Annotated in this window: 26 protein-coding genes; 10 read left to right on the plus strand and 16 right to left on the minus strand. The window is 63.4% G+C overall.

Annotated elements, in window-relative coordinates; genetic code table 11:
• Nucleotides 1-109: 109 nt before the first annotated feature.
• The gene (locus FHW96_RS16955) at nt 110-874 is read left to right on the plus strand and encodes a HesA/MoeB/ThiF family protein (RefSeq protein ID WP_172341757.1); all 765 of its coding nucleotides are present in this window, start codon (nt 110-112) and stop codon (nt 872-874) included.
• 112 nt (nt 875-986) lie between these two features.
• Here the strand turns inward: FHW96_RS16955 and FHW96_RS16960 are convergent, their stop codons facing one another.
• The 3 genes from FHW96_RS16960 to FHW96_RS16970 all read right to left on the minus strand — a co-directional run bounded on the left by FHW96_RS16960 (nt 987) and on the right by FHW96_RS16970 (nt 6,453).
• A complete protein-coding gene (locus FHW96_RS16960; RefSeq protein ID WP_172341758.1) occupies nt 987-2,573 on the minus strand; it encodes an amidohydrolase in 1,587 nt (528 codons plus the stop codon).
• An 18-nt stretch (nt 2,574-2,591) separates the two neighbouring features.
• Complete coding sequence (locus FHW96_RS16965; RefSeq protein WP_253951029.1) at nt 2,592-5,567, minus strand: TonB-dependent siderophore receptor; 2,976 nt, start codon at nt 5,565-5,567, stop codon at nt 2,592-2,594.
• Between the two features lie 391 nt (nt 5,568-5,958).
• Nucleotides 5,959-6,453, minus strand: coding sequence for an Lrp/AsnC ligand binding domain-containing protein (locus FHW96_RS16970; protein ID WP_172341759.1), 495 nt, complete (start codon nt 6,451-6,453; stop codon nt 5,959-5,961).
• A 171-nt stretch (nt 6,454-6,624) separates the two neighbouring features.
• On the opposite strand from FHW96_RS16970, the gene FHW96_RS16975 reads away from it, so the two are divergent.
• A complete protein-coding gene (locus FHW96_RS16975; protein WP_172341760.1) occupies nt 6,625-9,057 on the plus strand; it encodes a zinc-dependent metalloprotease in 2,433 nt (810 codons plus the stop codon).
• Here the strand turns inward: FHW96_RS16975 and FHW96_RS16980 are convergent.
• The 3 genes from FHW96_RS16980 to FHW96_RS16990 are packed head-to-tail and all read right to left on the minus strand — an operon-like array spanning nt 9,054 to nt 11,286.
• Nucleotides 9,054-9,911, minus strand: coding sequence for a hypothetical protein (locus FHW96_RS16980; protein WP_172341761.1), 858 nt, complete (start codon nt 9,909-9,911; stop codon nt 9,054-9,056). The two genes, FHW96_RS16975 and FHW96_RS16980, sit on opposite strands and share 4 nt — an antisense overlap.
• On the minus strand, nt 9,908-10,579 hold the full coding sequence (locus tag FHW96_RS16985; RefSeq protein ID WP_172341762.1) for an Eco57I restriction-modification methylase domain-containing protein: 672 nt from the start codon (nt 10,577-10,579) through the stop codon (nt 9,908-9,910). The genes FHW96_RS16980 and FHW96_RS16985 overlap by 4 nt, the downstream gene beginning before the upstream one ends.
• Entirely contained in the window at nt 10,579-11,286 is a 708-nt protein-coding gene (locus FHW96_RS16990; RefSeq protein WP_172341763.1) for an NAD-dependent deacylase, read from the minus strand. Before FHW96_RS16990 ends, FHW96_RS16985 begins: the two co-directional genes overlap by 1 nt.
• A 181-nt stretch (nt 11,287-11,467) precedes the next feature.
• Between FHW96_RS16990 and FHW96_RS16995 the strand changes: the two genes are divergently transcribed.
• The 4 genes from FHW96_RS16995 to nth all read left to right on the plus strand — a co-directional run bounded on the left by FHW96_RS16995 (nt 11,468) and on the right by nth (nt 14,372).
• Nucleotides 11,468-11,749 (plus strand): hypothetical protein, encoded by a 282-nt coding sequence (locus FHW96_RS16995; RefSeq protein WP_172341672.1) that lies wholly within the window; start codon nt 11,468-11,470, stop codon nt 11,747-11,749.
• Nucleotides 11,750-11,757: 8 nt separating this feature from the next.
• Complete coding sequence (locus FHW96_RS17000) at nt 11,758-12,645, plus strand: bestrophin family protein (protein ID WP_172341764.1); 888 nt, start codon at nt 11,758-11,760, stop codon at nt 12,643-12,645.
• Nucleotides 12,646-12,712: 67 nt separating this feature from the next.
• Nucleotides 12,713-13,441 carry a 4-hydroxy-tetrahydrodipicolinate reductase gene (gene dapB / locus FHW96_RS17005; protein ID WP_172341765.1) on the plus strand — a complete coding sequence of 243 codons (729 nt, stop codon included), beginning with the start codon at nt 12,713-12,715 and terminating at the stop codon, nt 13,439-13,441.
• A gap of 283 nt (nt 13,442-13,724) precedes the next feature.
• Nucleotides 13,725-14,372: an endonuclease III gene (gene nth / locus FHW96_RS17010; RefSeq protein ID WP_172341766.1), complete on the plus strand. Its 648-nt coding sequence runs from the start codon at nt 13,725-13,727 to the stop codon at nt 14,370-14,372.
• Between the two features lie 234 nt (nt 14,373-14,606).
• On the opposite strand, the gene FHW96_RS17015 is transcribed toward nth, so the two are convergent.
• Together FHW96_RS17015 and dapE are read right to left on the minus strand one after the other, a co-directional pair.
• Nucleotides 14,607-15,914 carry a dicarboxylate/amino acid:cation symporter gene (locus FHW96_RS17015; RefSeq protein WP_172341767.1) on the minus strand — a complete coding sequence of 436 codons (1,308 nt, stop codon included), beginning with the start codon at nt 15,912-15,914 and terminating at the stop codon, nt 14,607-14,609.
• A gap of 74 nt (nt 15,915-15,988) precedes the next feature.
• Complete coding sequence (dapE, locus tag FHW96_RS17020; protein ID WP_371815740.1) at nt 15,989-17,152, minus strand: succinyl-diaminopimelate desuccinylase; 1,164 nt, start codon at nt 17,150-17,152, stop codon at nt 15,989-15,991.
• 90 nt (nt 17,153-17,242) lie between these two features.
• Between dapE and FHW96_RS17025 the strand changes: the two genes are divergently transcribed.
• Nucleotides 17,243-17,692, plus strand: coding sequence for a cupin domain-containing protein (locus tag FHW96_RS17025; RefSeq protein WP_172341768.1), 450 nt, complete (start codon nt 17,243-17,245; stop codon nt 17,690-17,692).
• 15 nt (nt 17,693-17,707) lie between these two features.
• Nucleotides 17,708-18,322, plus strand: a complete 615-nt coding sequence (locus tag FHW96_RS17030) for a LysE family translocator (RefSeq protein ID WP_253951031.1) — start codon at nt 17,708-17,710, stop codon at nt 18,320-18,322.
• Here the strand turns inward: FHW96_RS17030 and FHW96_RS17035 are convergent.
• The 6 genes from FHW96_RS17035 to rpmH all read right to left on the minus strand — a co-directional run bounded on the left by FHW96_RS17035 (nt 18,319) and on the right by rpmH (nt 22,774).
• Nucleotides 18,319-19,239 carry a S1/P1 nuclease gene (locus FHW96_RS17035; protein ID WP_172341769.1) on the minus strand — a complete coding sequence of 307 codons (921 nt, stop codon included), beginning with the start codon at nt 19,237-19,239 and terminating at the stop codon, nt 18,319-18,321. The genes FHW96_RS17030 and FHW96_RS17035 overlap by 4 nt on opposite strands.
• 127 nt (nt 19,240-19,366) lie before the next feature.
• Nucleotides 19,367-20,023 (minus strand): ribosome biogenesis GTP-binding protein YihA/YsxC, encoded by a 657-nt coding sequence (yihA, locus tag FHW96_RS17040; protein WP_172341770.1) that lies wholly within the window; start codon nt 20,021-20,023, stop codon nt 19,367-19,369.
• Nucleotides 20,020-21,777 (minus strand): membrane protein insertase YidC, encoded by a 1,758-nt coding sequence (gene yidC, locus FHW96_RS17045; RefSeq protein WP_172341771.1) that lies wholly within the window; start codon nt 21,775-21,777, stop codon nt 20,020-20,022. Before yidC ends, yihA begins: the two co-directional genes overlap by 4 nt.
• Nucleotides 21,778-21,813: 36 nt before the next feature.
• Nucleotides 21,814-22,023 (minus strand): membrane protein insertion efficiency factor YidD, encoded by a 210-nt coding sequence (gene yidD / locus FHW96_RS17050; protein ID WP_168605015.1) that lies wholly within the window; start codon nt 22,021-22,023, stop codon nt 21,814-21,816.
• Nucleotides 22,020-22,448 carry a ribonuclease P protein component gene (gene rnpA, locus FHW96_RS17055; RefSeq protein ID WP_172341772.1) on the minus strand — a complete coding sequence of 143 codons (429 nt, stop codon included), beginning with the start codon at nt 22,446-22,448 and terminating at the stop codon, nt 22,020-22,022. The genes yidD and rnpA overlap by 4 nt, the downstream gene beginning before the upstream one ends.
• Before the next feature lie 191 nt (nt 22,449-22,639).
• Nucleotides 22,640-22,774, minus strand: coding sequence for a 50S ribosomal protein L34 (rpmH, locus tag FHW96_RS17060; protein ID WP_018075531.1), 135 nt, complete (start codon nt 22,772-22,774; stop codon nt 22,640-22,642).
• Between the two features lie 229 nt (nt 22,775-23,003).
• Here rpmH and FHW96_RS17065 point away from each other — a divergent pair, with 229 nt between their 5' ends.
• Both FHW96_RS17065 and FHW96_RS17070 read left to right on the plus strand, forming a co-directional pair.
• A complete protein-coding gene (locus tag FHW96_RS17065; RefSeq protein WP_172341773.1) occupies nt 23,004-24,512 on the plus strand; it encodes a YifB family Mg chelatase-like AAA ATPase in 1,509 nt (502 codons plus the stop codon).
• Nucleotides 24,513-24,627: 115 nt separating this feature from the next.
• On the plus strand, nt 24,628-24,846 hold the full coding sequence (locus FHW96_RS17070; protein ID WP_172341774.1) for a hypothetical protein: 219 nt from the start codon (nt 24,628-24,630) through the stop codon (nt 24,844-24,846).
• A 5-nt stretch (nt 24,847-24,851) separates the two neighbouring features.
• On the opposite strand, the gene FHW96_RS17075 is transcribed toward FHW96_RS17070, so the two are convergent.
• Nucleotides 24,852-25,517 carry a peptidylprolyl isomerase gene (locus FHW96_RS17075; protein WP_172341775.1) on the minus strand — a complete coding sequence of 222 codons (666 nt, stop codon included), beginning with the start codon at nt 25,515-25,517 and terminating at the stop codon, nt 24,852-24,854.
• Nucleotides 25,518-25,772: 255 nt separating this feature from the next.
• Complete coding sequence (locus tag FHW96_RS17080) at nt 25,773-26,390, minus strand: HAD family phosphatase (RefSeq protein WP_172341776.1); 618 nt, start codon at nt 26,388-26,390, stop codon at nt 25,773-25,775.
• Between the last annotated feature and the right edge of the window lie 70 nt (nt 26,391-26,460).

A 26,460-nucleotide genomic window follows, 5' to 3' on the forward strand; every position in this document is an offset into this window, starting at 1 on the left:
AGCCAACAACACACCACCCAAATCCGGGATTGTTAAGGGCCCCCGCCCTTAACCCGCCGGAGGCATCCTCCCGCTTGCTCTCCCCCACCACCTCCCCTAAATCCCCCGCATGACCCCGGACCGCCTCTCTCGCTTTGCCCGCCATATCGTTTTGCCTGAAATCGGCGGTGTTGGCCAAATGGCGCTGGGCAACGCCCATGTGGTGATGATCGGCTGCGGCGGGATCGGCAGCCCGGCGTTGCAGTATCTGGCCGCCTCCGGGGTCGGCCGCCTGACCCTGATCGACGACGACAGCGTCGAGGCCAGCAACCTGCAACGCCAGACGATCTTTGCCGAGGCCGACATTGGGACGCCCAAGGCGCAGGCCGCCGCCGATTGGGTCGCGCGCTTTGACCCCGAGATTGCCGTAAGCCACCACCAGACGCGCATCTCGACCGACAATGCCCCCACGTTAATCGCCGGGGCCACTTTGGTCCTTGATGGCTGCGACAATTTCGCCACCCGTCTCGCCGTGTCGGACGCCTGCGTCGCGGCGCAAATCCCGCTGACCACCGCCGCCGTGGGCCGGTTTCAGGGCCAGATCGCCAATTTCGCGGGCCATCTGTCGGGCCATGCCTGTTACCGCTGCTTCGTTGGCGATGCGTTCGACGCCACCGATTGCGACACATGTGCCGCCGATGGCGTGCTGGGGGCCTTTGTCGGCATGGTGGGCACGATGGCGGCGCAATCGGCCATCCGCGTGATCCTGCATGGCGCGGGTGCGCCCGGGCCTCTGGCCGATCCGCAATGGGGGCGGCTGCATCTGCTCGACGGCCTCGCGCCGTCGCTGCGCACGATCACCATCCCCGCCGACCCGGCCTGCGCCGCGCATTAAAACGAGCCGCATAAAAAAGCAGGGTCGCCCCAGCCGGACGACCCTGCTTCCTCCTGCGTGAAAAGCCCGGATGGGTCGATGCCCATCCGGTCCCTTTCACAAACTTACAGATTTACGACTTGGGCGCCTCCAGCGTGGGATATTTGATCCCCAGCTGATCGAGGTAGGTCGGATATTTCGCCGCGTCGTAGTAATATTTTTCCATCTGCGGCCGATATTCCTTCATCGTCTTTTCATTCAGCCAGGTCGCCGCCTTGGGCCCCAGAATCGGGTCGTACTTGTCGGTCTTCTGCTGCACATCGGTGAAATAGGCCTTGGCATCGGCCACCAGCTTGGGCGTGGTCATCACGTCAAGGATCGTCATGGCCAGCGCCTTGGCTCCCGCCTCGACACCCTTATGTGCAATCGGAGTGGCCATCGCCATGGCCGAGAGCACATTGTGGCCGATCATGTTCGGGATATTGGCCGGATAGCGGATCGTGATGGTCGGCACGGTCCACATGATGTCGCCAATGTCATCCGAGCCGCCGCCGATCGAACGCGGGCGGTTCTCGGGCGAGGACAATTCGCCCACCGTGTCCGACAAAGGCTTGACCGTACGGTGGTTGATCGTCTGCACCGCCTTGGTGAAGGCCTGATCATCGGCGGTCCACTTGGGCATGCCCACGGTCTTGATATTGGCATAGGCGGCCTCGGCCAGCGGCTTGTTGCCGAAATTGGGCGCGGCATAGCCAAGGATCTGCGAGGTCACAGTGGTGCCGGTCGCCTTGGCGGCGGCCTGCGCGATTTCATTTCCGGTGTTATACAGATTGCGCACCGCGCCAAAGCTGCGCTCGCGGAAATAATACCAGACGCTGGCCTTGTCGGGCACCACGTTGGGCTGGCCGCCGCCATTGGTGATGACGTAATGCGAACGCTGGGTGATGGGCAGATGTTCGCGGCGGAAATTCCACGCCGAATCCATGATCTCCACACCGTCCAGTGCCGAGAAACCATCCCACGGATCGCCTGCGGCATGGGCGGTCTTGCCCTTAAACGTATATTCGACCGACACCATGCCGTTCATGCCCAATTCGCCATAGGCCGTGCCGAAATCGGAGCTGACATGGTTGAAGATGCAAAGGTCGACGCCCTTGAACATCCCCTCGCGCACATAGTAGGCCTTGGTGGCCAGCAGTTCTTCGGCAATGCCCGGCCAGATCATCAGGCGGCCGGGGATGTGGTTCTTTTCCATCACCTGCTTGGCGGCAATCGCGGCGGCCACCACCAGCGGCATGCCCGAATTATGCCCCTCGCCATGCCCCGGCGCGCCTTCGACCATCGGCTTCACATAGGGCAGGCCCGGCGTCTGCGAGGTGCCCAGCAGATTGTCCACGTCGCTGCCCAGCGCGAGAAGCGGCCCGCCCTCGCCCCAGGTCGCGGTAAAGGCGGTGGGGATGCCCGCCACGCCCTTGGTCACCTTGAAACCGTTCTTTTCCAGAATGCCGGTCAGATATTCCATCGTACGGAATTCCTGGAAACCGGGCTCAGCATAGCTGAACACGGTATCCACCATCACCTGAATATCCTTCTTCTGCGCCTCGACCCCGGCCACGGCCTCGGCCTTCAGCTTGGGGCTGGCGGCGGCATGGGCCTGCGTGCCCGCCATCAGAGCGGCCGTGGCCATCAGGGCCAGAGTGCTGCGTTTCACAAAATCCATGACTGATCCTTCTCCCTATCAGAAGCCGATCTTGGCCGAGACGCGGATCGTGCGTCCCATAACGTCGTAAATGCTGCGGTTGGTCTGGGCATAGGCCGGAACGTTGTTGCCGCTCGGGCCATTGCCGATCAGCACAGGATCCTTGTCGAACAGATTGTTGACCACGAAGGTGAGCGAGGCATCCTTCAGCTTTTGAGTCAGGATCTTGAACTGGACCGAGGCATCCATATAGCTGGTGCCCTTGATCTGGTTGTTGTTGATCGTGCGATACTGGTTGATGTTCGACACGGTCGGGCACGAGGTGGTGCATTCGATATAGTCGTTGCCGTAAACGCCGTCCGAGAAACCGCGATAGACCAGATTGAAATTGACCTGACCGACTTCATAGAAGGCGCTGATGCGATAGACCCAGCTGGGCGAGCTGTAGCTGCCCGAGAGGCTCCCGCCGTTGACGCCCGCATAGTCCACCGGGAAGATCTTGTTGTCGACCACGTTGGCGATGTAATGCGTCGTCGTGCCACGCAGCGTCAGCGTGCCGGGCAGGCTGCTGCTGATTTTCGAGAGCGGCGTGCGATAGCTGGCTTCGATATCAAAGCCCTTGGCGTGCTGGCTGGCAAAATTATACGGCTGGACGGTGATCGAGGAAATCGCCCCGCCCGAATAGGCGATGTTCTTACAATAGGCCGTCAGACCCGCCGAACAGAAATCGATCGTGTTCTGCGAGGTGATCGAGCCGATCGCATCCTTGATGTTGATGTCGTAATAGTCAAAGCTGGCGGTAAAGCCGGGGATGAAGGGCGGCGTGACCACCGCGCCCACGGTCCAGGTATTGGCCTTTTCCGGGGTCAGGCTGGTGTTGCCGATCGTGCTTTCCACGAAGCCATAGGTGCCGCCCGGCAGGAACTGGTTGGCCTGACCCGAGGCGACCACCACCGAATTGGTGCGCGCGGTGGGCGAGGCGAACAGCTCCTGAAGGTTGGGCGCGCGGATGTCGCGCGAATAGGTGCCGCGCAGCTTGAACATGGAATTGGCCTGCCATGTCGCGCCCGCCTTATAGGTCAGCACGCTGCCGCTGGTCGAATAATCGGTGCCGCGAGCCGCCGCATTGACGTTGAAGCCCTTGAACAGCGGCAGGTCGATTTCGACGAAACCTTCCTTCACATAGTAATGGCCGGTGTTGGGCAGATAGTTGCCATACAGCCAGTTGCTGGTGGTGGTGCCAGTAGTAGGGTTGATGGTGGGCTGGAATTCGGTGGGCACATAGCCGGTGATGCCTTCACGGCGCCATTCACCACCAAACGCAATCGCCGCCGTGCCACCCGGCAGCTTGAACAGATCGCCGTTCAGCGCCACCGAGGCCACGTCCTGCTTCAACGTCTGATCGCGCCAGGGCTGGTTGCCATAGATATAGGCAAGGCCCGCCGCCGAAGGCCCGGTCGTGCCCAGACGGTTGATCGGCACGCAGCCGTTGGTCGGCGCGGTCAGACTGGAGCGGCACACGATCGTGCCCGCCGCCACGCCCATCGCATTGCCCGCAGGCGCATAGACCGCATCCTGCGCCAGCGCCATGCGGGACAGGTTCCAGGTGTTGGTCAGCTGTTCATGCGACTTGGTTTCGCCATGCTGGAAATAGGCGTCGAATTTCCATTCGCGGCCCAGCGCGTCGAACTTGCCCTTGGTGCCGATGACATAGCGATAGACGTCGCGAGTGTTATGGCTGCCCGGAACGGGATAGCCGGCATTGCTGGTGCCGATAGTGATCGTGTTGGCCGAAGAATTGCCAAGGGCTGCCGCCACCGTGGGATAGAGCGATTGCAGATAGGCATTGTCGCCCTTGATCGACACGCCGGTGCTGGGGGTCTGCTGATAATAGCTTTCGCCGATATAGCGGTTCCAGCCGAACTGGGCGAAGATCTCGATGTCATTGGTCAGATCATAGCTGGCCCGGCCAAAGGCGCTGAAACGCGCTTCATCGGGCATCAGCGAATTGGTGCCGACATGGCCCGCCAGCGTGGTCTGATAGTCGCCACCGACCATATAGCCCGAGCTGCTCTTGGACCCGAAATTGAGCGTGCCGACCTGACCTGCGCCCATGAAATATTTGCCGACCAGCGAGCTGACGGTGGAAGCCGTGATCAGGCCGCCCGCCGTATAGCCGGAGGGGCCGATGCCGCTGCCCACGATCCAGCTGGGCTGACCCGCCGCCGTATTGGGATTGGCAACGGTGAAAACGCCGTTATTGTTCCAATCGCGCGCGATGGTCGAAACGCCGTCCTGCTTGGCATACTCGGTGTTGAGCAGCACATGGAGGCGATCATCAAAGGCGCCAAAGCCGGCCGAGGCCGTGACCTTGTAGTTGCGCGCGTCGCCATAGGTGGTGATGCCCTGATCCACCCCGATCTTGAAGCCTTTGTACTTCTTGTTCAGGATGAAATTGACCACGCCGCCCACGGCGTCCGAGCCATATTGCGCCGATGCGCCGCCGGTCACGACCTCGACCCGCTCGACCAGATCCTGCGGCACGGTGTTGACGTCGACCACGCCGTTCATGGCGCTGGACACCGAACGCTGGCCATCGACCAGCACCAGCGTGCGCGAGGCGCCAAGGCCGCGCAGGTTGACGCTGTTGATCCCGGCCAGGCCGTTCGACAGGCTGCCCGAGGAATTGGCCGAAGTGGAGCCCTGCGTTACGGCGGGCAGTTGGTTGACGAAGTTCGACAGGTTGGCGGGCGCCTGCGCCTTGATGTCCACCGAGGAGAGCACGGCCACAGGCGTGGGCGCGGCAAAGCCGTCCTTCACGATGCGCGTGCCGGTCACCACGATGTCATTGGCAGGCTCAGCGGCAGGCTCGGCTTCGGCGGCAGGCGCCGGGTCGGCGGCGGCCAGTGCAGGCGTGGCCACCATCATGGCCAGCACCGAAACGGCGGCTCCACCCAGCCATGCCTTCCGGCCGGCCGATTGCGTCCATTCCCTCATCGTTCGATCAATCGCCATGAAAACCCCCTATTGGTTATCTGTTTATTCCCCGGCGATCCTGTTCCCTTGTCGCAGCTGTCCGATTGCCTGGCGCCGCGTTTTTATGATCGGACGATGGCGCCAGGCCGGTCCCGCGCCAAATTCGTCCCTGTCATGGCCGAATCATCGGCCCCCTGTTGAATATCCAAAAAGGGTGCGACCCCTTTTATCTCGCTATCGCCGCATTCATGGCCATCCGCCTTTTGCGACGCAGCAAATGCTACACGATAGTTTTCAATTTTTTCCGCGAAACATCGGTATGTTTTTGTAAATTATTCGAGCATTTCATCACATTTGAAAATTATTACTTCTGATTCCCAACCATGCCTGCCCGATCTTGCCCGAATTCACAGTGCCCCGAATCGCCCCTTCACTTGCCCCGCGCAAAGACCGCAGGCGGCACGTTGCGCTGGGTCACACGGCGCATGACAAAGCTGGAGCGGATTTTCGCGACATGGGGCAGCGTGGCCAGTTCGCTGCGATAGATCCGGTCGTAATCCTCAAAGCTCTTCACATGGACCATCATCAGAAAGTCCGTGTCGCCCGAGACAAAGCTGCAAAAGGTGACCGAGGGGCAGCGCACCACCGCCTCTTCAAATTCGGTCAGCACGGAATCGGCCTGCGATCGCAATTCGATGGCCACAATGACCACAATGCCCAGCCCCAGCATCGGCAGATCAAGCTCGGCCGTATAGCCCTTGATCGCGCCATGCTCCTCCAGCAGCTTGCGCCGCCGAGCCGCAGCCGTTGCGGAAAGATGCACTCTTTCACCCAGCATCACGTCCGACATCCGGCCATCTTCGACCAAGGCGTTCATGATGCGAAAGTCTGTGGCATCAAATTCGGTGAGAGTGTTTTCCGTCACGTGGACCCCTTGTTGCAACGGATTTCCGTCAAGAAGCAGGCAAAACTGCTCCGTATTTCGTCAGATAGAGTGCGACGAGTGTGGTAGCTTTGGAAATACGTCAAACTGGCACCTTTGCGGGGGGGCATGACCAGCTAGAAGACGTTCATCTCAAGCGAAAAGGGTCATCACATGAAGCAGGCAAAGGGCCGGAATCTGGGCCAAAAGCTGGCAGGTGCAGCGCTGATCGCGTTGCTGGCGCCGCAATTGGCCATGGCCGAGCCCGTCGGCGTATCGAACACCAAGGACGGCGATCTCTTGCCGGTGCGGGTCGATGCCGATGCGGGCAAGATTCTGATTACCCTGCCCAAAGCCGATGCCGAAGGGGTGATGGGCCGCTTCATCTATGCCACCGCGATCCGCAGCGGGCTTGGCTCGGCCCCGATCCGCATCGACCGGGGGATGCTCGGCCCCACGCAGATCCTCGCCTTCCGCCGCTTTGGGCGCAAGGTGGCCGTGGTCTATGAAAACCCCCGCTTTCGCGCCACCGGTGAGGCCAGCGTGCAATATGGCGCCAAAACCAGCTTCCCTTTCAGCACCATCGCCATGCTGGACGTGATCTCCTCCGACGCCAAGGGCACGGTGGTCGACATCAGCCCCTTCCTGACCCGCGACACGATGCATCTGGCCGATGCCTTAAATCAGGAAGCCAAGGGGTTCCGGTTGGCGGATAATCTCTCCGCCGCCGACCCGACCTCGGTCAAGGTCTTCCCCGACAATATCGAGATGGAGGCGGTACAGACCTTCGCCTCAGACACGCCGGGGCGCGAGGTGGGCAATATCGCCGCCGATCCGCGCCAGATCAGCTTTACCATCCGCCATTCGCTGATCCGCCTGCCCGGCCCCGGCTTTGCGGTGCGCAAATTCGACATCCGCTCGGGCAGCCATGGCACGCAGGTCTATGACTTCGGCACCGCGCTGGGCGATGATGTGCAGTATCAACTGGCCAACCATTTCCGGCTGGACAAGGTGGACCCTGCTGCTGCCAAATCGCGCGTCAAGAAGCCGATCACCTTTTACATCGACAATGCCGCGCCAGAGCCGATTCGCGGCGCTCTGGCCAAGGGCGTGGCATGGTGGAATCAGGCGTTCGAGACGGCGGGCTATATCGACGCCTTTCAGGTCAAGCCGCTGACCCCCGATATCGACCCGCAGGACGCTCGCTATTCCATCGTCAACTGGGGCGACCGCCTTACGCGCAGCTGGTCCTATGGCGGAGGCATCATCGACCCGCGCACCGGCGAGATCATCAAAGGCAATGTCGTGCTGGGCGCGCTGCGCGTGCGGCAGGATATGCAGATCTTTGAAGCCTTGGTGGGCGCGGCGCAGGACAACACCGGCGGCCCCAATGACCCGGTCAAGGTCTCGCTCGACCGCATCAGCCAGCTTGGCGCGCATGAGGTGGGCCATGCCATCGGCTTTGTTCACAACTTCGCCGGATCGACGCAGGGACGCACCTCGGTGATGGATTATCCCGGGCCGCTGATCGGGCTGAAGGGCGGCAAGATCGACCTGTCCGACGCCTATGCCAAGGGTATCGGGTCATGGGACAAATTCACCGTGCAATGGCTCTATGGCCAGCCCAAGCCCGGCACCGACGCCGACAAATGGGCCTTCGCGCTGGCGGACGCCGAATTTGCCAAGGGCACGCGCTATATGACCGACATTGACGGTCGCGCCGACGATGGCCCCGCCCCGCATGACAGCATGTGGGACAATGGCGAGGACAAGCCTACTGAGCTGGCGCATATGCTGGCGGTGCGGCGCGTGGCGCTCAACAATTTCGGCCCCGGCGTGCTGCGCAAGGGCGAGGCTCTGTCGAACCTGCGGCGCAAATTCGTGCCGGTGTGGCTGCTGGCGCGTTATGAGGTGGCCGCGACCGGTAAATGGGTGGGTGGCGTCGATTATGCCTATGCGGTGGCGGGCGACGCCAACAAACCCGCCCAACCCGTGGCGGCGGGCAAACAGCGCGCGGCTTTGGCGGCGATGCTGAAAACCCTTTCGCCCGCCGAACTGACCGTGCCGGATGCTCTGGTGGGCTGGCTGTCATCGGGCGTGAACGGCCGCAATGATGCGCAATTCGACACCGAGGTTTTCGACAATGCCGGGGCCGCCGCCTTCGATCCGCTGGTCGCCACCGATGTGGCGGCGCAGGTCACGCTCGACAGCCTGCTGGCCCCCACGCGCCTGACCCGTGTGTATCAGCAGCAGGGGCGCGATGCAGGGCAACTGGGCCTTGCCGAAATGATCGACGCGCTGGGCGCGGCCACGTGGGAGCATAATGCCACCCCGGTCGAGCGGCGCATCGCCCTGCGCGCGCTGCTTTCGGTCGCGCGGGCGCGGCGCGATGCGGCAACGCCGGTCGATGTAGCCGCGCTGCTTCAGGAAAAGCTGGATGGAGCCGCCGCCAAGCTGGGCGAAGGCACCGGCTGGGGCAAGACGGTGGCGGCGCTGCTGAAGAACGGCCCCGCGCTGGAAGCGGAAATCGGCAAGATGGGCCGCAAGGCGCCCGCCATCCCGCCGGGCATGCCGATCGGCGGCGATACCGGCTGGTTTGATAACTAACCGCGACTGGCCGCTTCCTCGGCCAGTTCATCGGCCTTCCGGCGCCGCGCCTGATCCTCGGGCGCGGCGTCCAGAAGCGCCAGATGCGCGGCCATTTCCTCCAGCAAGCCTCGATCCGCAAGGCGCAGATCGGGCACCATCAGGCCTTTGAGATCATTGGGCTCAAACTTGTTGAGGCCCCCGCCATAGACCCGCCCATGCAGCCGCGAGGCCGCCCGCACCGAATCGCAATTCAGGCACAGCACCAAGGCCTGATGCAGCAGCGGATCGTCGGAAAAGGGATAGATGCCGTGGAAGCAGGTCAGGCTGCTCCATCCCGCCGCATTATGGATAAAGCGCAAGGCACCGCGCGCAAACACCGCGCCCCAGATCGGAGCCACCGCCCGCTGCTCCATCGCATACCACGGGCGGCGGTGGGCCAGGATATAGCGCGAGGGCAATCCATCGGCCTCTCCCTGCGCAACATAGGCGGCCTCGGCAGGCGTCAGCGGATCAGTCAGGTTGAGCAGCAGCCCATCAGCCCCGCCCCGCCAGATCAGCCCGCGCACCGCGCTCGCCCGCCCGACACAGGGCAGGCAGCGCGCGGGGTCGATGCCCAGTTCCGCCAGCTTTTGCGCCCCCAGCAAAAAGAACCCATTGGCCCCGGTGGCGATCCCGCGCCGGAATTGCGCCAATTGCGCCAAAGGCACAAACCCGGCCCGCCCCTCGCCGCGATGCCCTTGCAGCAAAGGCTCCCATTTGTCCGCGCCCGCCAGTTCCTCGCGCGACAGCTCCACCCGCCGCGCGCCTGCCGCCAGTTCATCGAGCGAGGCGGGCCAATCCCCCTCGCCACGCCAGTCCCAACCGGTAATCATGGCCGCTCCACCAGCAGCACCGAGGCCGTGGTCAGCGCATCGTCAAACACATGCCCCTGTGAAAACAGCACCACCTGTTGCAGCCCCCCCGGCCCCAGCAAGAATTGTTTGAACCCGCGCGCGAAATTGGCCCCCATCCATTCGCCGGGGATCAGGAAAGCGCCCCGTCCTCCCCGCCGCAACTGGCACGCCGCCTTGACCACGAAATCGACATAGAGATTGGCCGATTTGGGAATGGCGTAGCCTGCCCGCTGACCAATCGCCGCTCGCAAATCGCCATGATCGCGCAATTCACGGTGGCGGATATAGGGAGGGTTCATCACCACAGCGTCATAGTCATCCCACCCGGCGCGCAGGAAATCCTCATGCCGCACCTGCGCGCCTCCCGCATCGGCCGCGCGCAAAATCGCCGGGTCGCATTCATAGGCCACCACGCGCGCATCCGGACATCGCGCCAGCGCCGCGCGGGTCAGCACCCCCGCCCCCATCGCCGGATCGAGGATCACACGCGGCTCCACACCCGCCACCCAATCGGCCATCAGCGCGGCCAGACGCGGGGGCGTGAAGAACTGCCCCAAAGCCTTGCGATGGCCCGGCGCCGCCATCGCCGCATAATCAGCCTCGGCCTGTACATCGGGGATAAGGGCATCGGGGATCGGAGAGGCCATCAATCCGGCCCGACCAGTTCCTCCACCCAGGCGGGCACAATATCGCCCGCCGGGCCAAGCCGCGTTTCATGGAACCATGCCGAACCCTGGCTGCGCTCCAGATTGAGTTCGAGGCAATGCGCGCCCATTTCCCGCGCAAGCCGCACAAAGCCCGCCGCCGGATAGACCGCGCCCGAGGTGCCGATGGAGACGAAAATATCGCAATCGCGCAGCGCATCGTGGATCTCCTCCATGCGATAGGGCATTTCGCCAAACCACACGATATCGGGCCGCAGCGCCGCAGCGCCGCACGATGGACAGGGCGGCCCTTCGATCAGCGTTGCCGTCCAGCCCATGCGCGTATCGCAGGCGGTGCACCATGCCGAGAGATGCTCGCCATGCATATGGATCAGGTTTTTCGATCCCGCGCGGTCATGCAGATCATCGACATTCTGCGTCACCAGCGTGACCGTGCCGCCATCCCATTCCCGCTCCAGCCGGGCCAGCGCGTGATGGGCGGCATTGGGCGCCTTGGTCTGAATCGCGGCGCGACGCATGTCGTAAAAGCGCTGAACCAGCGCGGGATCGCGTTCATACGCCTCGGGCGTGGCAACATCCTCGACCCGGTGCTGTTCCCACAATCCGCCGCCATCTCGAAACGTGTCGATCCCACTTTCCGCGCTGCATCCCGCCCCGGTCAGGATCACGATATTGCCTGTCATTTCCATACCTTCCCCTATGCCCCAAAGCGGCGCCAAGGCCAAGCCGGTGATCCATCCGCCGCCTATGATGCACCGCACAACGAAATGCCGCATCGCAGCAAAGATTTGTAACGAAACGGCCATTCAACAGAGAGGCTCGCACCCCAGATTGTCCTTCTGATCAATGCTTTCAATCATGGAGTCCCCCATGCCCTCGTCCAATCCCTTTCGCCGCTTTCAGCCGCGCACGCCCCCCGGCCCCCGCCCGATCCGCCACCGACCGCTGAGCGCCACCCAGCCCACCACGCCGGGCCAGCAGCGCAGCCAGTTTCGCGGGCGCTTTGAACTGGTCGCCTTTTGTTTGGCGCTGCTGATATTTATGATAGCCATCGGGCGACCCGAATGGTTCGAACTGCGCCCGGCCTCGGGCTCCTCGCTCGCCCTGTATCACGCCGCCCAGACCACGCCCCAGAGCAATTCAGGACACTGATCCGCGCCATGATCATCCACACGCCCCACACTCTTCGCAGCATCGCCCGGCAGATCAAGACGCCGTTGGTCCTGCTCTTCGTCTGGGATGTGATCGTCACGATCACCTATTATGTAGTGCCCTTTCCGGCGCCCGGCCTGCCGCTGACCCTGTTCGGCAGCGTGCTGGCACTGATTTTGGGCTTCCGCTCGACTTCGGCCTATCAGCGCTGGTGGGAAGGGCGCGGCCTGTGGGGGCTGATGATTAATGCCAGCCGCAACCTTGCGCGCGCCTCGCGCAATTTCATGACAGGGGCCGAAGGGCAGGCCATCGCGCGCGCCATCGTGCTGCGCCAGATCGCCTATGTGAACGCGCTGCGCCATCAATTGCGCCGCATCCCGATGACGGGCGAAAGCCTGCCCTATATCCCCGCCGCCGAGGCCGATGCGGCCTTGAGCCGGACCAACACCGCCAATGGCCTGCTGGACACCACCGGCGCGCAGGTGGCGCAGGCCCGCGCCGACGGTATCATCGATTCGATCCAGCAGACCCAGATTGAGCGGGTTCTGGTCGATATCGCCAATTCGCAAGGCGGGATGGAGCGGTTGAAGAACACGCCCCTGCCCTCGCAATTCCGGTTGTTCCCCACCTATTTCACCCATCTGTTCTGCGTCCTGCTGCCCTTTGGTCTGGTCGAGGCGCTGGGGCCTGCCACGCCGCTGGGGTCCACCGTGGCGGGGATGATGTTCATGGCGGTGCTGGCGATTGGCGACGATCTGGTCGACCCCTTTGCCAATACGCGCCACGATCTGCCGCTCGACACCATGTGCCGGACAATCGAGATCGACCTGTTGCAGGGCCTTGGCGAAAGCGCGCCCGCGCCGGTAACGGTCGATGCAGACGGCGTGCTTTGGTAATTGCGATTTCGGTGATTGCGATTTGAACTGGCCTCGCCCATGAAGCGCGCCGAAAGGAATTTACCCCATGACCAGACTGGGAATTATCGGCAGCGGCGGACGTATGGGCCGCGCCATCGCGCAGGCCATTGCCGATGCCGGACACGAGCTGGCCGGCGGCGTGGACCGGGACGAGGACGTTGCCCCGCTGGCCGCCGCATCGGATGTGCTGATCGACTTCTCCTCGCCCTCCGCGCTCGAAGGCAATCTGGATGCGGCCATCGCAGCGGGCGTTCCGATCCTTATCGGCACCACCGGCCTCGAGGAACGCCATCACTGGCTGATCGATCAGGCTGCCGACAAAATCGCCGTGCTGCAAACCGGCAATACCTCGCTGGGGGTCAACATGCTGGCCTTCCTTGTCGAGGAAGCGGCCAAGCGCCTTGGCGAGGACTGGGACATCGAGATCGTCGAAACCCACCACCGGATGAAGGTGGACGCCCCATCAGGCACCGCCCTGCTGCTGGGCGAAGCCGCCGCGCGCGGGCGCGAGGTTGGCCTGTCCAACGTGGCCGTGCGCGGGCGCGATGGCATCACCGGCGCGCGCGAATCCGGCACGATTGGCTTTGCCGCCCTGCGCGGGGGCAGCGTGGCGGGGGATCACACCGTCCATTTCCTGGCCGATAACGAGCGACTGTCGCTCAGCCATATTGCCGAAAACCGCGGAATCTTTGCGCGCGGGGCCGTCAAGGGGGCGCTCTGGCTGGCTGGGCGGCCTGCGGGACGGTATGGGATGCGGGAAGTGCTGGGGCTGTAATTTTGCCTCCGGCGGGCCAAGGGACTCGTCCCTTGGCGATCCCGGTAATGTCTGCGTTGCACATCGGGTTCGGCGGATGGGCTCGGACGCGATGTTTGAATTGATAAAGCCTGCGGCGCTTTTGGCATGCGTTCGCCGCGCCCCAGGCTTTAAAATATCGAAATCTCCCAATTCTGGTCAATCAAGCGCCACCCATTAATGGGATTGCAAAGGGCCCCGCCCTTTGCCCGCCGGAGGCAAACCTTCTTGCCCCTCACCCCCATCCAAGCCATACCCCGCCCCCATGAAAACCGCCGACATCTTCGAATTCTACCGCCGCCTTGCCGAGGCCAACCCGGACCCTCAGACGGAGCTGGAGTTTGGCAACACCTATCAACTGCTGGTGGCGGTCACGCTTTCCGCGCAGGCTACCGATGTGGGCGTGAACAAGGCGACGCGGGCGCTGTTCGAGATCGTCAAGACGCCGCAGGACATGCTCGATCTGGGCGAGGAGGGGCTGAAGGATCACATCAAGACCATCGGCCTGTTCAACTCCAAGGCGAAGAACGTGATGGCCATGGCCGAGATCCTTGTACGCGAGCATGGTGGCGAAGTGCCGGCAGATCGCGACGAACTGGTCAAGCTGCCCGGCGTGGGGCGCAAGACGGCCAATGTGGTGCTCAACTGCGCCTTTGGGGCCGAGACCTTTGCGGTGGACACGCATATCTTCCGCGTGGGCAACCGCACGGGCCTTGCCAAGGGCAAGAATGTGACGGCGGTCGAGCGCAGCCTTGAGAAGAAAACCCCCAAGCCCTTCCGCGTAGGCGCGCATCACTGGCTTATCTTGCACGGGCGATACATCTGCAAGGCGCGAACGCCGGAATGCTGGCGTTGTCCCGTGGTGGATCTGTGCGGGTTTAAGGATAAGATTTTGGAGAAAAAGAAGAAGTAGGGTGATGCGAGGGTCTGGACCCTCGCGCTCCCGTTACTGACTGCGTTGCGTTAGGGGTTCGGCGTCACGTGTCGGACGCAGCATTCAAATGATAAAGCCCGCAGCGCGGACAGGCATGACCTCACCGCGCCGCAGGCTTTCAAGCATCATTCAAACCTATCCGGCCCGCCCCCATTAACGGGATTGCAAAGGGCCCCCGCCCTTTGCCCGCCGGAGGCAAACCTACCTTAAACCTTACTGCCCCTGATCCAGATGCAACCCCTTGCGCCCATGCTCAGCCGTATCATGCGGCGCATCGGGCAGCGGCGCATCGGGATCGAGCGGCGGCTGCAACATGCCCTCGGCGCGGCAGACGACGGCGGTGGCGACGGCATTGCCGAACACGCTGGTGCCCGAGCGGCCCATGTCGAGGAACGTGTCGATGCCCAGCAGCAGCGCCACACCTTCGACCGGCACGTGGAACTGGTTGAGCGTGGCGGCGATGACGACAAGGCTGGCGCGCGGCACGCCGGCGATGCCCTTGGACGAGACCATCAGCGTCAGCAGCATCAGGATCTGCTGCTCAAAGCTGAGATGGATACCATAAGCCTGCGCGATGAAGAGCGAGGCGAAGCTGGTGTACATCATCGAGCCGTCGAGGTTGAAGGCATAGCCCAGCGGCAGCACGAAACCCGACACACGGCGCGGCACGCCAAAGCGGTCGAGCGCCTCGAACATGCGCGGCAAGGAGGCATCGCTGGTCGCGGTCGAGAAGGTGATCAGCACCGGCTCGCGCACATAGCGGATCAGCAGGAAGATCTTCTTGCCCAGGAACAGGCTGCCCGCTGCGATCAGGATGATCCAGAGGATCGCCAGACCCGCATAGAATTCACCCGCCAGCACGCCATAAGTGGCCAGGATACCCAGACCCTTTTGCGCCACGATCGAGGCCGCCGCGCCGAACACCGCAATGGGCGAAACCGCCATCACATAGCCGGTGACCTGCAGCATCATCTGCACCACCGCCTCGGCGAATTCGACGATGATCCGCCCCTTTTCGCCGATCGCGCTGAGCGCTACGCCGCAGAACACCGAGAAAAGCAGGATCTGGAGCACATTGTTGGTGGCCATCGCCTCCATCGCGCTGGTCGGAAAGATTTCCAGCACGAAGTGGCGAACGGTCAGCTCCTTGGTGGCCAGATCCACCCCGGCGCTGGCCACGGCATTGACGCCTAAGCCCGGCTGCCACCAGTTGACCAGCACCATGCCCAGCAGCAGCGAAATGAAGCTGGCCGAGATGAACCATGCCATCGCCTTGGCACCGATGCGACCCAGCGCGGTCGAATCGCCCATGCCCGCAATGCCGGTGATGATGGTCGACGCGATCAGCGGCGCGATGATCATCTTGATCAGATGCAGGAACACATCGGGCAGCAGCTTGAGATAATCGGACCATGCCGCCAGAAAGGGATCGGCCGAATCATAGGACGAATGCAGGACATAGCCCAGACCTATGCCCAGAATCAGGCCCAGAATCAGGAATTGCGTCAGACGCTGGCGCATCTTGGAAAAACTCCGAAAATAAAACTTGCGGCTAGCAACCCCCGTTGGCCGGGGCAATTGCGCCGGATAGCGTATCAGGCGCGTTTCAGACCGGCGGTGGCGATGCGGGCATAGATCCGCGAGAGAGCCTCAAGATCGGGAATCGCAACCGCCTCGTCCTTCTTGTGCATCGTGGCGTTGCACAGGCCAAATTCGATGACCGGGGCCAAGGCTTTGAGGAAGCGTGCATCCGACGTGCCGCCGCTGGTGGAAATTTCGGTGTCCAGCCCGGTTTCGGCGCGGATCGCGTCGACCACGATGGCGGAAAACTCGCCCGGCGGGGTCAGGAAAGCCTCACCCGAGATCACCGGGCGCACGGATGCGCCATGCTTGGCCCCGATCTCACGCACCATCTGCGACAGGCTCTCGCCCGTGTGCAGATCGTTAAAGCGGATCGAAATGCGCGCCGCCGCCTTTTGCGGGATGACATTGGTGGCCGGATTGCCGCAGGAAATGTCGGTCACTTCCAGATTGCTGGGCTGGAACCAGTCGGTCCCCTCGTCCAGCTTAATCGCCTTCAGTTCCGACAGCATCGCCACCAGCCGCGTGATCGGATTGTCGGCCAGATGCGGATAGGCGACATGGCCCTGCTGCCCTTCCACATCGATCCACATGTTGACGCTGCCGCGTCGCCCCACCTTGATCATGTCGCCAAGGCGGTGGACGCTGGTGGGCTCGCCCACAAGGATGAGGTCAGGATTGATCCCGGTCTCGCGCATATGCTCGATGATCTTGACCGTGCCATAGGTCGCCGCGCCTTCCTCATCGCCGGTGATGATGAGGCTGATCGTACCCGCCTCGCGCGGAATGTCGCGCAGGGCGGCGATAAAGGCGGCAACCGAGCCCTTCATGTCCACCGCGCCGCGGCCATAGAGCAATTCACCCCGGCGTTCGGGCGCGAAAGGCGCGCTGCTCCACCCCTCGCCGGGGGGGACGACATCGACATGGCCCGCATAGGCGAAATGGCGGCTGCCCTCTGGTCCCTGCCGGATGGCGAACAGGTTTTCCACCGGCCCGTCGGGCGCCTCGCCCACCACCGCGCGGTGGATGGCAAAGCCCAGCGGCACCAGCATTTCCTCAAGGCAATCGAACACCAGCCCCGTCGCGGGCGTCACGCTGGGGCAGGCAATCAGGGCCTCGGCCAATTCGGCCACACCGGCGCCGGGCCGGACCAACTCGCTCTTCACCATGTCATTCATGCCCCTCGCCTAGCAAATGCATGGCCAAGGGCAAGTGGAGTTTGGCCCATCCGGCTTGCCGCCGCCCCCTGCCCGCCCTATCCTGCGTCCATGCCACGGATCGACCTTGCCTCGCTCGCCCATACCAACCGCACCGGCTATCCGCCCGAACATGCGCGGCAGGTCGCCGGGCGATGGTACAGCCGCCTTGCCCCGCTGGCGGGCTTTGCCCATCTGGGGGCCAGCCATGTCGTGCTCAAGCCAGGCGCCTGGTCGTCCCAGCGCCACTGGCACGATGGCGAGGACGAGATGGTGGTGATGCTGAGCGGCGAAGCGGTACTGGTCGAGGATGGCGCGCGCAGCATCATGCGGGCGGGCGACATGGCGGTCTTTCCGGCGGGCGTACCCAATGGGCATCATCTGATCAATGAAAGCGAGGATGACTGCACCTTCCTCGCCCTGTCGGCAGGCCCGCGCACATCGGGCGGCTATAGCGACATCGACATGATCTTTGAAGACGACCGCTTTCTCCACCGCGACGGCACGCCCTTTGCGGATTAATGCGCGGCGCGGTGCATGGCCATGACGATCAACTGGTTTGAATTTGCCCTCGCCGTGCTGGTAATCGAGCTGACGCCGGGGCCGAACATGGCATGGCTCGCCGCGCTCAGTCTGGCCGAGGGGCGGCGCGCAGGGTGGGTGGCCACGGCCGGGATCGGGATCGGGCTGGCGCTCAATGCGATGCTGGCCGCGCTGGGGCTGGTCGAATTGCTCAGCGTTCGGCCCGGTCTGCAATCGGGGCTGCGCTGGGCCGGGGTGGCGCTGATGCTCTGGCTGGCATGGCAGGCGTGGCGAGAAGCGGACATGGTGGCCAAGGCAACGGAGCCGCAGGGCGCGGGGCGACATTTTGCCTCGGGCCTGCTGGTCAATCTGTTCAACCCCAAGGCGCTGCTGTTCTTTGTCGTGGTGGTCCCGCCTTTCCTCGGCGGCGCGGCGCCGTCGATCCCACAGGCCATGGGCTTTGCCGCGATCAGCGTGGGGCTGGCCACGGCCGTCCATCTGGCCATCGTGGCCGGCGGGGCCAGAGCGCATGGCCTGATCAGCGACCCGCGCCGGATGCAAAAGGTCCGGCGCGTGATGGCGCTGATCATGCTGGGCGTGGCGCTCTGGCTGGCCAGTTCGGCGCTTTAGCCGCCCAGCGCTTCGTCCAGCACCTTGGCCAGACGCAGGCCGCCCTGAAGCAGGCGCTGGCTGACGATTGGAATGTCCTGCGCGATGGCTTCGTCGCTGATGGTCACATCCTTCGAAGTCTTTTCCTCGGCATTCACCACATGGCCGAAGGCCTGCGGATAAACCGTGTCATGGGCGATCTGCCAGCTTTCCTGAGCCCAGTCGGCAATGCCGCCGGTGGCGATCCGGCCCTTGTCCGCCGCATCATAGGCCCGGATCTCGGGCAGCTTGCCCGCCTTCTGCGCGCGGATGACGAGGAAATTGTCCCACATCCAATGCAGATTGAGCGTGCCCGGCTTGGGGTTCACCACCGTGGGCGGGGTGGTGTTGATGATATAGGGTTCGCCCGGCAGATTGGTGACGATCACGCCATTGCCGCCCGCGTCATGGGCATGTTCGGCGGCATGGAGCGGCTGATGCAGGTCGCCCACAATGTGGCTAAGGAAGGCGAGCGCTTCGAGGCGTTGGGCCACCGGCAGGCTCTTGTCGGCCAGAATCCGTTCAAACCGGGTGATCTGGAACGTGGCGCATTGGCCGCCGCTGCAATTGGCCTTCATATCAAAAGCGGGCGCGGTGATGTCGCCATCATGGTAATGCCAGGGGAAGGTGTGGCCCCAGCGCCAGCTCTCGCTGCGCAGACAATCGGGCCATGTTGCCGCGTCGCCCAGCGAATGCACCGGGCATTTGGCCGTCCCCAGCCCTTTCTGTGCCGTCAGCAGCGTAGCAATCGCTGCCTTGGTCTTGGGCGAAACGTTGGCCAGCGCGATATTGGCGATCGTGCGATGGCCCAGATCGCCCCATGCCAGCGCGGGCGTGGAGGCCGCCAGACCAAGAGCGGCCACACCGGCGGCCAGAAGCTTCAAACTTTTGCGAAACATGGGGTAAGCGACCTCACTTGAGACAAACTTACCCCGATGTTAGCGGGCCTTTGTTACAGGCGAAAGCGCTGACTTTGCCGACCGCGATTTCCCAGCCGCCGGATGGCCCATCCGGCTCGAAAGCGCTTTAGAGTTCGGCATCCCCCAGCACTGCGGCGCGGATCTCGGCAATGCCCAGCCCCGTCTCGCTGCTGGTGATCATCACCTCGGGATAGGCCGCCGAATGCTTGCGCGCCTCGACCTGCACCTTGGCATAGACCTCGTCCAGCTCGCTGGCCTTGACCTTATCCGCCTTGGTCAGCACGAGACGATAGGACAGCGCCGCCCCGTCGAGCATTTCCATCATTTCCAGATCGGGCGGCTTCACGCCATGGCGGCTGTCGATCAGCACCAGCGCGCGCTTCAAAACCACGCGCCCGCGCAGGAAATCGCGCACCAGCTTCTTCCACTGCTCCACCACCTTGGGCGGGGCCTTGGCAAAGCCATAGCCGGGCATGTCGACCAGACGGAAATCGGGCAATTCGCCCATCGTCCCGCCCACGTCGAAGAAGTTCAGCTCCTGCGTGCGCCCCGGCGTGACCGAGGTACGCGCCAGCGACTTGCGCCCGGTGATCGCGTTGAGCAGCGAGCTCTTGCCCACATTCGAGCGCCCTGCAAAGGCGATCTCGGGCACAGCCGGATCGGGCAGGAATTTCAGCGAAGGGGCCGAAAGCAAAAAGTCCACGCGCCCGGAAAACACTTTCCGGGCGCGCTCGATCAATTCAAGGTTCTGTTCGTCAGTCACTTTTTCTTATGCGCCGCCGCTTCGACGATGGCGCGCTCCTTATCGACATTCTTCTTCAAGTCAGGATGCCGTGCGTACAGATACTTCTGCTGAGCAATGGTCAGAAGGTTCGAGGTGATCCAGTAAACCAGCAGGCCCGAAGCAAAGGGCGCCATGATGAACATCATCATCCACGGCATGATGCCCATCACCTGCTGCTGCGCGGGATCGGGGGCGGCCGGTTGCAGCTTGAACTGAAGCCACATGGTGATGCCCAGAATGACCGCCAGCACGCCGATCGCCAGGAAGCTGGGCGGATCGAAGGGCAGCAGGCCGAACAGGTTGAGAATATGCTTGGGGTCCGGCGCCGAAAGATCGTGGATCCACAGCGCGAAAGGCTGGTGACGCATGTCGATAGACACCATCAGCACCTTATACAGCGCAAAGAACACCGGGATCTGCAGGAAGATCGGCAAGCAACCGGCAAGCGGGTTGACGCCCTCTTCCTTGTACAGCTTCATGGTTTCTTCCTGAAGCTTCTGCTTGTCGTCCTTATAGCGCTCCTGCAGCGACTTCATCTTGGGCTGGATCGCCTTCATCGCCGCCATGCTGGCAAACTGACGCTGGGCCACCGGGAACATGATGCCGCGCACGATGACGGTCAGCAGGATGATCGCCACGCCGAAATTACCGACGAATTTGAAGAGCGAACGCAGCAGCCAGAAGATCGGCTTTTCAAACCAGCGGAACCAGCCCCAGTCGATGGCGAGGCTGAAGCGGGTCACACCCTGGGCCTCATACTTGTCGAGCAGCAGGCTTTCCTTGGCGCCGGCAAACAGACGGGTGGAGCGCAGCGCGGTCTGGCCGGGGGCCACCACCTGCGGCTGATAGATCAGGTCGGAGCGGAAGAGCTGATTACCAAGGCTGCGATAATCACCCGTGGCAGGCACCGCTTCGGGCACCAGCACGCTCATCCAATAGATGTCGGTAAAGCCGATCCAGTTGGTCTTGCCATCAGGATTGACCTGCCCCTTTTCGGCCACATCCTTGTAATTGACGCCAAAGTTCACCGCTTCATCATAGGCGCCAAAGGGCCCCGAATGGATGTTCCACGAGTCGACGCTGGCGGTCTTTTCGGTGCGGCGAATGAGGCCGAAGGGCTGCACGCTCACCGGTGCGGGGCCGGCGTTCTGCACGGCCTGCTTCGCGGTGATCATATAGTCATTGTCGATGGCAAAGGTGATGGTGAAGGTCTGGCCCGTGGTGTTGGCCCAGCTCAGCGTCACCGGGGTGGCAGGCGTCAGCTTGGCACCGGCAGGCGCGGCCCAGACACTCGTGCCATTAGGCGTAGCAACGCCCTGACCGACCCAGCCGACCTGCGCGAAATGCTCGGCAGGGGTCCCGGCGGGGCTGAACAGGCGAACAGGCGCGCTGTCCTTGTCAATGGTCTGCTTGTGGCGGTTGATCGACAGGTCATCGACCACCGCGCCCACCAGATTGATCGAGCCCGACAGGCCCGGCGCTTCCACCTTCACCCGGCCACCGGCGTTAAGATCCGCGTTGAGCGCCTTGGCCTCAATCGCCTGATCCACCACGCTGCCAAGGCCGCCTTCGCGGGTTGGCTTGGCGCTGGCCGCAGGGCTGGGCGCGGCCGATGCCACCGCCGCAGGCTTCTTGCCCATGTCGGGATAGAAATAGCGCAGGCCCGCATCCCAGCCGAACAGCAGCAGCCCGGTCAGCAGCATGGCAATAATCAGATTGCGCTGGTTACTCACGCATATTTCCCCAATACATTGGTCAAAATTACAGGTTCAAGGGACGGGATCATAGCCATGACCGCCCCATGGATGGCAGCGCAATAGACGCTTCACCGTCAACCATCCACCCTTAATCGCGCCATGTTTTTGCAAGGCCTCGATCGCATAGGCCGAGCAGGATGGCGAATAGCGGCAGGTGGGCGGCATCATGGCCGACGGTCCCCATTGCCACAGGCGGGCGATGAAGATCAGCACATATTTCACGTTTGGGGAGCCTGAGGTGCGGGGCGCGGCCCCTTGCCGCGGCCATGGTGAGGCTTGCCGCCTCCCCTGCCGCCTTTGGCGCCGCGCGGCGGATCGCCCTTGCCCGCCCTGGCCCGGTCCAGCGCGACCAGCAATTCCTTGCGCAGCAGCGCGAAATCGCGCTCCACCCCACCCTCGCGGCCGATCAGCACATGGTCGTGCCCCGCCAGCCCATGTCCGGGCAGGATCTCGCGCACCAGCGCACGAAACCGGCGCTTCATCCGGTTGCGCACCACGGCATTGCCGATCTTCTTGGTAACGGTGATGCCAAAGCGCCGGATATCGCCCGCGTCGAGCGCGGGATGCGGCAAAACCAGCAGCACGAACCCGGCCCGCGCCACGCGCAAACCTCTGTTCGCGGCAAGGAAATCGGAACGCTTGGTCATGATGCGCAACTTGGGCGCCGAACCACGCTCTTCCGGAATCTCAACGCCTTGCTCAAACGCACAATGGGCCGAAGGCAATGCCTTCGACCCCATTGCGTCATCTGTCACGATGTTTTCGCCTGCCACCGATCAGCCCCGGCGTTCAAGCGAACCGGCCCGGCGCGGGGATTGCTCCCCACCGGGCCAGATCATCAGGCCGACAGATTCTTGCGGCCGCGCGCACGACGGGCGCGCAGCACCTTGCGGCCGCCGACCGTGGCGGTGCGGGCGCGGAAGCCGTGACGGCGGGCGCGGACGAGCCGGCTGGGCTGAAAAGTGCGCTTCATGGTCTAAACCCTCAAACAATGCTTGGCGCTGTGCAGCGCGGATAAAAATGGCCACCCCCTCGATGCCGAAGGCCGATACCGAAGGGGCGTGAAGCGGCGCCACTATGGGAAGTGGGCCTCTGAGTCAAGGGATTCGGCACAAGGGAATCACGCCCGCGCTTTTCCCCTCGACAAGTCTGACTTTACGCACAAATACTTGGAAAGGGGAAGTCATACGGGGAATTTGCACATGGTCGCGCTGGTCCGGACGGTGGCCTATCTGGGGCTGGAGGCGCGCGCCGTCGAGGTGCAGTGCCAGCTCGCCCCCGGATTGCCAGGCTTTACCGTGGTGGGCCTGCCCGACAAGGCGGTGAATGAAAGCCGCCAGCGGGTGCAGGCCGCCCTGACCGCGATGGGACTGGCCCTGCCGCCCAAGCGGATCACCATCAATATGTCGCCCGCCGATCTGCCCAAAGAAGGCTCGCATTACGACCTGCCCATTGCGCTGGCGCTGCTGGCCGCGATGGGGGTGATCGATGCCGAGCAGATGGGCGATTTTCTGGCTGTTGGCGAATTGTCGCTCGATGGGCGGATCGTCGGCTCGCCCGGCGTGCTGCTGGCCGCGCTCCATGCCAGCGAGCATGAGCTGGGCCTGATCTGTCCCGCCGCGCAAGGTTCCGAGGCAAGCTGGGCCGCAGGCATCCCCGTGGTCGCCGCGCCCGATCTGGCCAGCCTGCTGGCCCACCTCAAGGGCACGCAGGCGCTTTCGCCCCCCTCGCCCGGCCAAAGCGCAGCAGCCATGCAGGGGCCGGATCTGCGTCAGGTCAAAGGGCAGGAGACGGCGCGGCGGGCCTTGGAAATCGCGGCGGCGGGCGGGCACAATCTGCTGATGATCGGGCCGCCCGGTGCGGGCAAATCGCTGATGGCCTCCTGCCTGCCCGGCATTCTGCCCGAGCTGACGCCCGCCGAGGCGCTCGAAGTCTCGATGATCGCCTCGGTCGCCGGAACGCTGGAGGGCGGGCGAATCAGCCGCGCCCGCCCATTCCGCAGCCCCCATCATTCGGCCAGCATGGCCGCGATGACCGGCGGCGGATTGCGCGTGCGGCCCGGCGAAGTGTCGATGGCCCATCTGGGCGTGCTGTTCCTTGACGAATTGCCCGAATTCCAGCGCGGCGTGCTCGATTCGCTGCGCCAGCCTTTGGAGACCGGCGAAGTCACCGTCGCCCGCGCCAATGCCCATGTCACCTTTCCCGCGCGGGTCCAGTTGATCGCGGCGATGAACCCCTGCCGCTGCGGCCATCTGGGCGATGCGGGGCTGGCCTGTTCGCGCGCGCCGCGTTGCGCAGGGGATTATCAGAGCAAGGTTTCAGGCCCACTGCTCGACCGTATCGACCTGCATGTCGAGGTCGAGGCGGTGCGCGCCTTCGATCTGGCCCTGCCCTCCGCGGCCGAGAGCAGCGCGCAGGTGGCCGCCCGCGTGAATGCCGCGCGCCGGGTGCAGACCGAACGCCTCCACGGATCACGAATGCGCAGCAACGCCGATCTGGATGGCGAATCGCTCGACCGCTTTGCCACGCCCGATGGCGAGGGCATGAAATTGCTGATCCGCGCCGCCGAGGCAATGAATCTGACCGCGCGCGGCTATACGCGAATCCGCCGCGTGGCGCGCACCATCGCCGATCTGGCGGGCGCGCAAAGTGTCTCGCGCGCCCATGTGGCCGAGGCGTTATCCTATCGCCGCCAACCGCCCCGCGCGTGATCGGGGATTAAGGTTCTGTCACCCTTCAGGAGGTTTTGCGGCAGAGGTTGCAGAGCGAAGATTAGGTTATTAATGCTGGATTAATTCAGCAGTTTTGGGAAAGTTTGCCAAACGCATGAAACCATTTGGTTTAATCCGTTGCCTCCTGTTTTCGCACGCCCCGAATCGCCGCAAGGTCAGGCGCTCGTCCAGCGATCACTATATCGGCCATTGCATCTATTGCGGCGCGCCGATCAAACGGCTCCATCGCGACAAATGGGCGCGCGACTGGGCGCGCACCTTCGGCATGGGCGGAAAATCACATCCAGTGCACGATCAGGAGATCGAGGACTGATCCGATCAGGGCGCAACAACGCGCCGCACGCTGATGATTTTGACCGGCTGGGCCAGCATCTGCCCCTTCATAAAGCCCTCGCCCGCTTCCGGATCGACCGGCTGGTCCCAAATTTTGCGCACCACATCCATGCCCGACACCACATGGCCAAAAGCGGCATAGCCGGCCTGCGCCTCCGGGTCGGCGGATTGCGGATTGGCGTCCAACCCGTCAATATCGGACAGCAGAATCGAGAAATCCCCCGTTGCCGTGCCCGGCGCCAGACGCGCCAGCGAAATCGCCCCCGCCTTGTGCAACACGCCCGTCTGGCTGGTCGGCTCATGGGCGATGGGGGGGAAGGTCTTGCGGGGATCGCCGCGCGTGCCCGCCTGGATCAGGCCATTGGGCTGCTCGCCCCACTTCAGATGCATCGCGCGGTAAAACACGATCCCGTCAAAGCGCTTGTTATCAACATAGCGCATGAAATTGGCGGTGCTGATCGGGGCATGCTTGCCGTCCAGTTCCAGCGTGATGGTGCCAAGGTCGGTGACCATCGCCACGGTTTCCACGTCATGGAGCGGCTGGGGCGGGACCTCCTTGACCGCCGCCGGTTTGGGCGGGGCCTTGCGCGCGGGAGCGGCATAGGCAGGCGTGGTGATCAGCGCGGCGGCGAGAGCGAATCGGAGAAGCATGGGAGGGAGGTTAAAGGGTTAAAGATGCGAGGGTCTAGACCCTCGCGCTCCCGTTACTGTCTTTGTTGGGCTTATGGTTCGGCCTTGGGTCTCGGACGCCATGTTTGAATGTTGAAGCCTGCGGCGCGGCAAACGCATCCTTGTCCGCGCCGCAGGCTTTCAAACATCAGCGTCAAACACCCCGCCCCAACCAAACCCCACCCCATTAACGGGATTGCAAAGGGCCCCCGCCCTTTGCCCGCCGGAGGCAAAACTTTACAGCAGCCCCCGCCCCCGCAAATCCGCCTCCAGCGCCTCAGCCCCATCCACGAAATGATGCACATGCCAGCCCAGCGTGCGCGCGGCGGCGATATTGTCGGCATTGTCGTCGATGAAGAACATCTCGCCCGGCGCATGGCCAAAGCGCTGCGCGGCAAGGTCGAAGATCGCCGCATCGGGCTTGATCATGCGCTCATGGCCCGACACCACGATATCGCGGAAGTGGTCGAGAACCGGGAAGGTCGGGCGGAACATCGCCCAGGCGTCCACGCCGAAATTGGTGATCGAATAGAGCGGCACCCCCCGCGCATCGAGCGCTCGCACAATGTCGTGAGTCCCCTCGATGGGGCCGGGCACGCATTCCAGCCAGCGCGGCGCATAGAGTTCGATCAGCGCGCGCTCCTCGGGATGTTCCTGCGCCAGTTCCTCGATCATCTCGGCAAAGGGTTTGCCCGCGTCATGCTGGGCGTGCCACTCCTCGCTGACCACTTCGCGCAGGAACCATTCGAGCCGGTCCGCGTCGGGGATCAGTTTTTCATACAGGCCCGCGATTCGCCATTTGACCAGCACCCGGCCAATATCGAACACCACCACATGAGGCTGCTTCTCGCTCATCACCTTCTCCGATTCGCCCTGATTCGCGCCGAAGCACCCAACTCAGGGACCAGACGCAGCAAGCCCGCCA

Origin of the sequence: Novosphingobium sp. SG751A (assembly GCF_013149295.1) — a bacterium.
Classification (GTDB): domain Bacteria; phylum Pseudomonadota; class Alphaproteobacteria; order Sphingomonadales; family Sphingomonadaceae; genus Novosphingobium.

Excerpts from the sequence above, each read along its gene's own strand:
- FHW96_RS16965 (WP_253951029.1), bottom strand. The coding sequence starts at position 5,567 with ATGGCGATTGATCGAACGATGAGGGAATGGACGCAATCGGCCGGCCGG.
- FHW96_RS16980 (WP_172341761.1), bottom strand. The coding sequence starts at position 9,911 with ATGATTACCGGTTGGGACTGGCGTGGCGAGGGGGATTGGCCCGCCTCG.
- FHW96_RS16975 (WP_172341760.1), top strand. The coding sequence starts at position 6,625 with ATGAAGCAGGCAAAGGGCCGGAATCTGGGCCAAAAGCTGGCAGGTGCA.
- FHW96_RS17015 (WP_172341767.1), bottom strand. The coding sequence starts at position 15,914 with ATGCGCCAGCGTCTGACGCAATTCCTGATTCTGGGCCTGATTCTGGGC.
- FHW96_RS17080 (WP_172341776.1), bottom strand. The coding sequence starts at position 26,390 with ATGAGCGAGAAGCAGCCTCATGTGGTGGTGTTCGATATTGGCCGGGTG.
- dapB (WP_172341765.1), top strand. The coding sequence starts at position 12,713 with ATGACCAGACTGGGAATTATCGGCAGCGGCGGACGTATGGGCCGCGCC.
- rnpA (WP_172341772.1), bottom strand. The coding sequence starts at position 22,448 with ATGACCAAGCGTTCCGATTTCCTTGCCGCGAACAGAGGTTTGCGCGTG.
- FHW96_RS16990 (WP_172341763.1), bottom strand. The coding sequence starts at position 11,286 with ATGGAAATGACAGGCAATATCGTGATCCTGACCGGGGCGGGATGCAGC.
- FHW96_RS16960 (WP_172341758.1), bottom strand. The coding sequence starts at position 2,573 with ATGGATTTTGTGAAACGCAGCACTCTGGCCCTGATGGCCACGGCCGCT.
- FHW96_RS17065 (WP_172341773.1), top strand. The coding sequence starts at position 23,004 with ATGGTCGCGCTGGTCCGGACGGTGGCCTATCTGGGGCTGGAGGCGCGC.
- FHW96_RS16995 (WP_172341672.1), top strand. The coding sequence starts at position 11,468 with ATGCCCTCGTCCAATCCCTTTCGCCGCTTTCAGCCGCGCACGCCCCCC.
- FHW96_RS16985 (WP_172341762.1), bottom strand. The coding sequence starts at position 10,579 with ATGGCCTCTCCGATCCCCGATGCCCTTATCCCCGATGTACAGGCCGAG.
- FHW96_RS17030 (WP_253951031.1), top strand. The coding sequence starts at position 17,708 with ATGGCCATGACGATCAACTGGTTTGAATTTGCCCTCGCCGTGCTGGTA.
- FHW96_RS17025 (WP_172341768.1), top strand. The coding sequence starts at position 17,243 with ATGCCACGGATCGACCTTGCCTCGCTCGCCCATACCAACCGCACCGGC.
- rpmH (WP_018075531.1), bottom strand. The coding sequence starts at position 22,774 with ATGAAGCGCACTTTTCAGCCCAGCCGGCTCGTCCGCGCCCGCCGTCAC.
- FHW96_RS17075 (WP_172341775.1), bottom strand. The coding sequence starts at position 25,517 with ATGCTTCTCCGATTCGCTCTCGCCGCCGCGCTGATCACCACGCCTGCC.
- FHW96_RS16955 (WP_172341757.1), top strand. The coding sequence starts at position 110 with ATGACCCCGGACCGCCTCTCTCGCTTTGCCCGCCATATCGTTTTGCCT.
- nth (WP_172341766.1), top strand. The coding sequence starts at position 13,725 with ATGAAAACCGCCGACATCTTCGAATTCTACCGCCGCCTTGCCGAGGCC.
- FHW96_RS17035 (WP_172341769.1), bottom strand. The coding sequence starts at position 19,239 with ATGTTTCGCAAAAGTTTGAAGCTTCTGGCCGCCGGTGTGGCCGCTCTT.
- dapE (WP_371815740.1), bottom strand. The coding sequence starts at position 17,152 with ATGAATGACATGGTGAAGAGCGAGTTGGTCCGGCCCGGCGCCGGTGTG.
- FHW96_RS17000 (WP_172341764.1), top strand. The coding sequence starts at position 11,758 with ATGATCATCCACACGCCCCACACTCTTCGCAGCATCGCCCGGCAGATC.
- FHW96_RS17070 (WP_172341774.1), top strand. The coding sequence starts at position 24,628 with ATGAAACCATTTGGTTTAATCCGTTGCCTCCTGTTTTCGCACGCCCCG.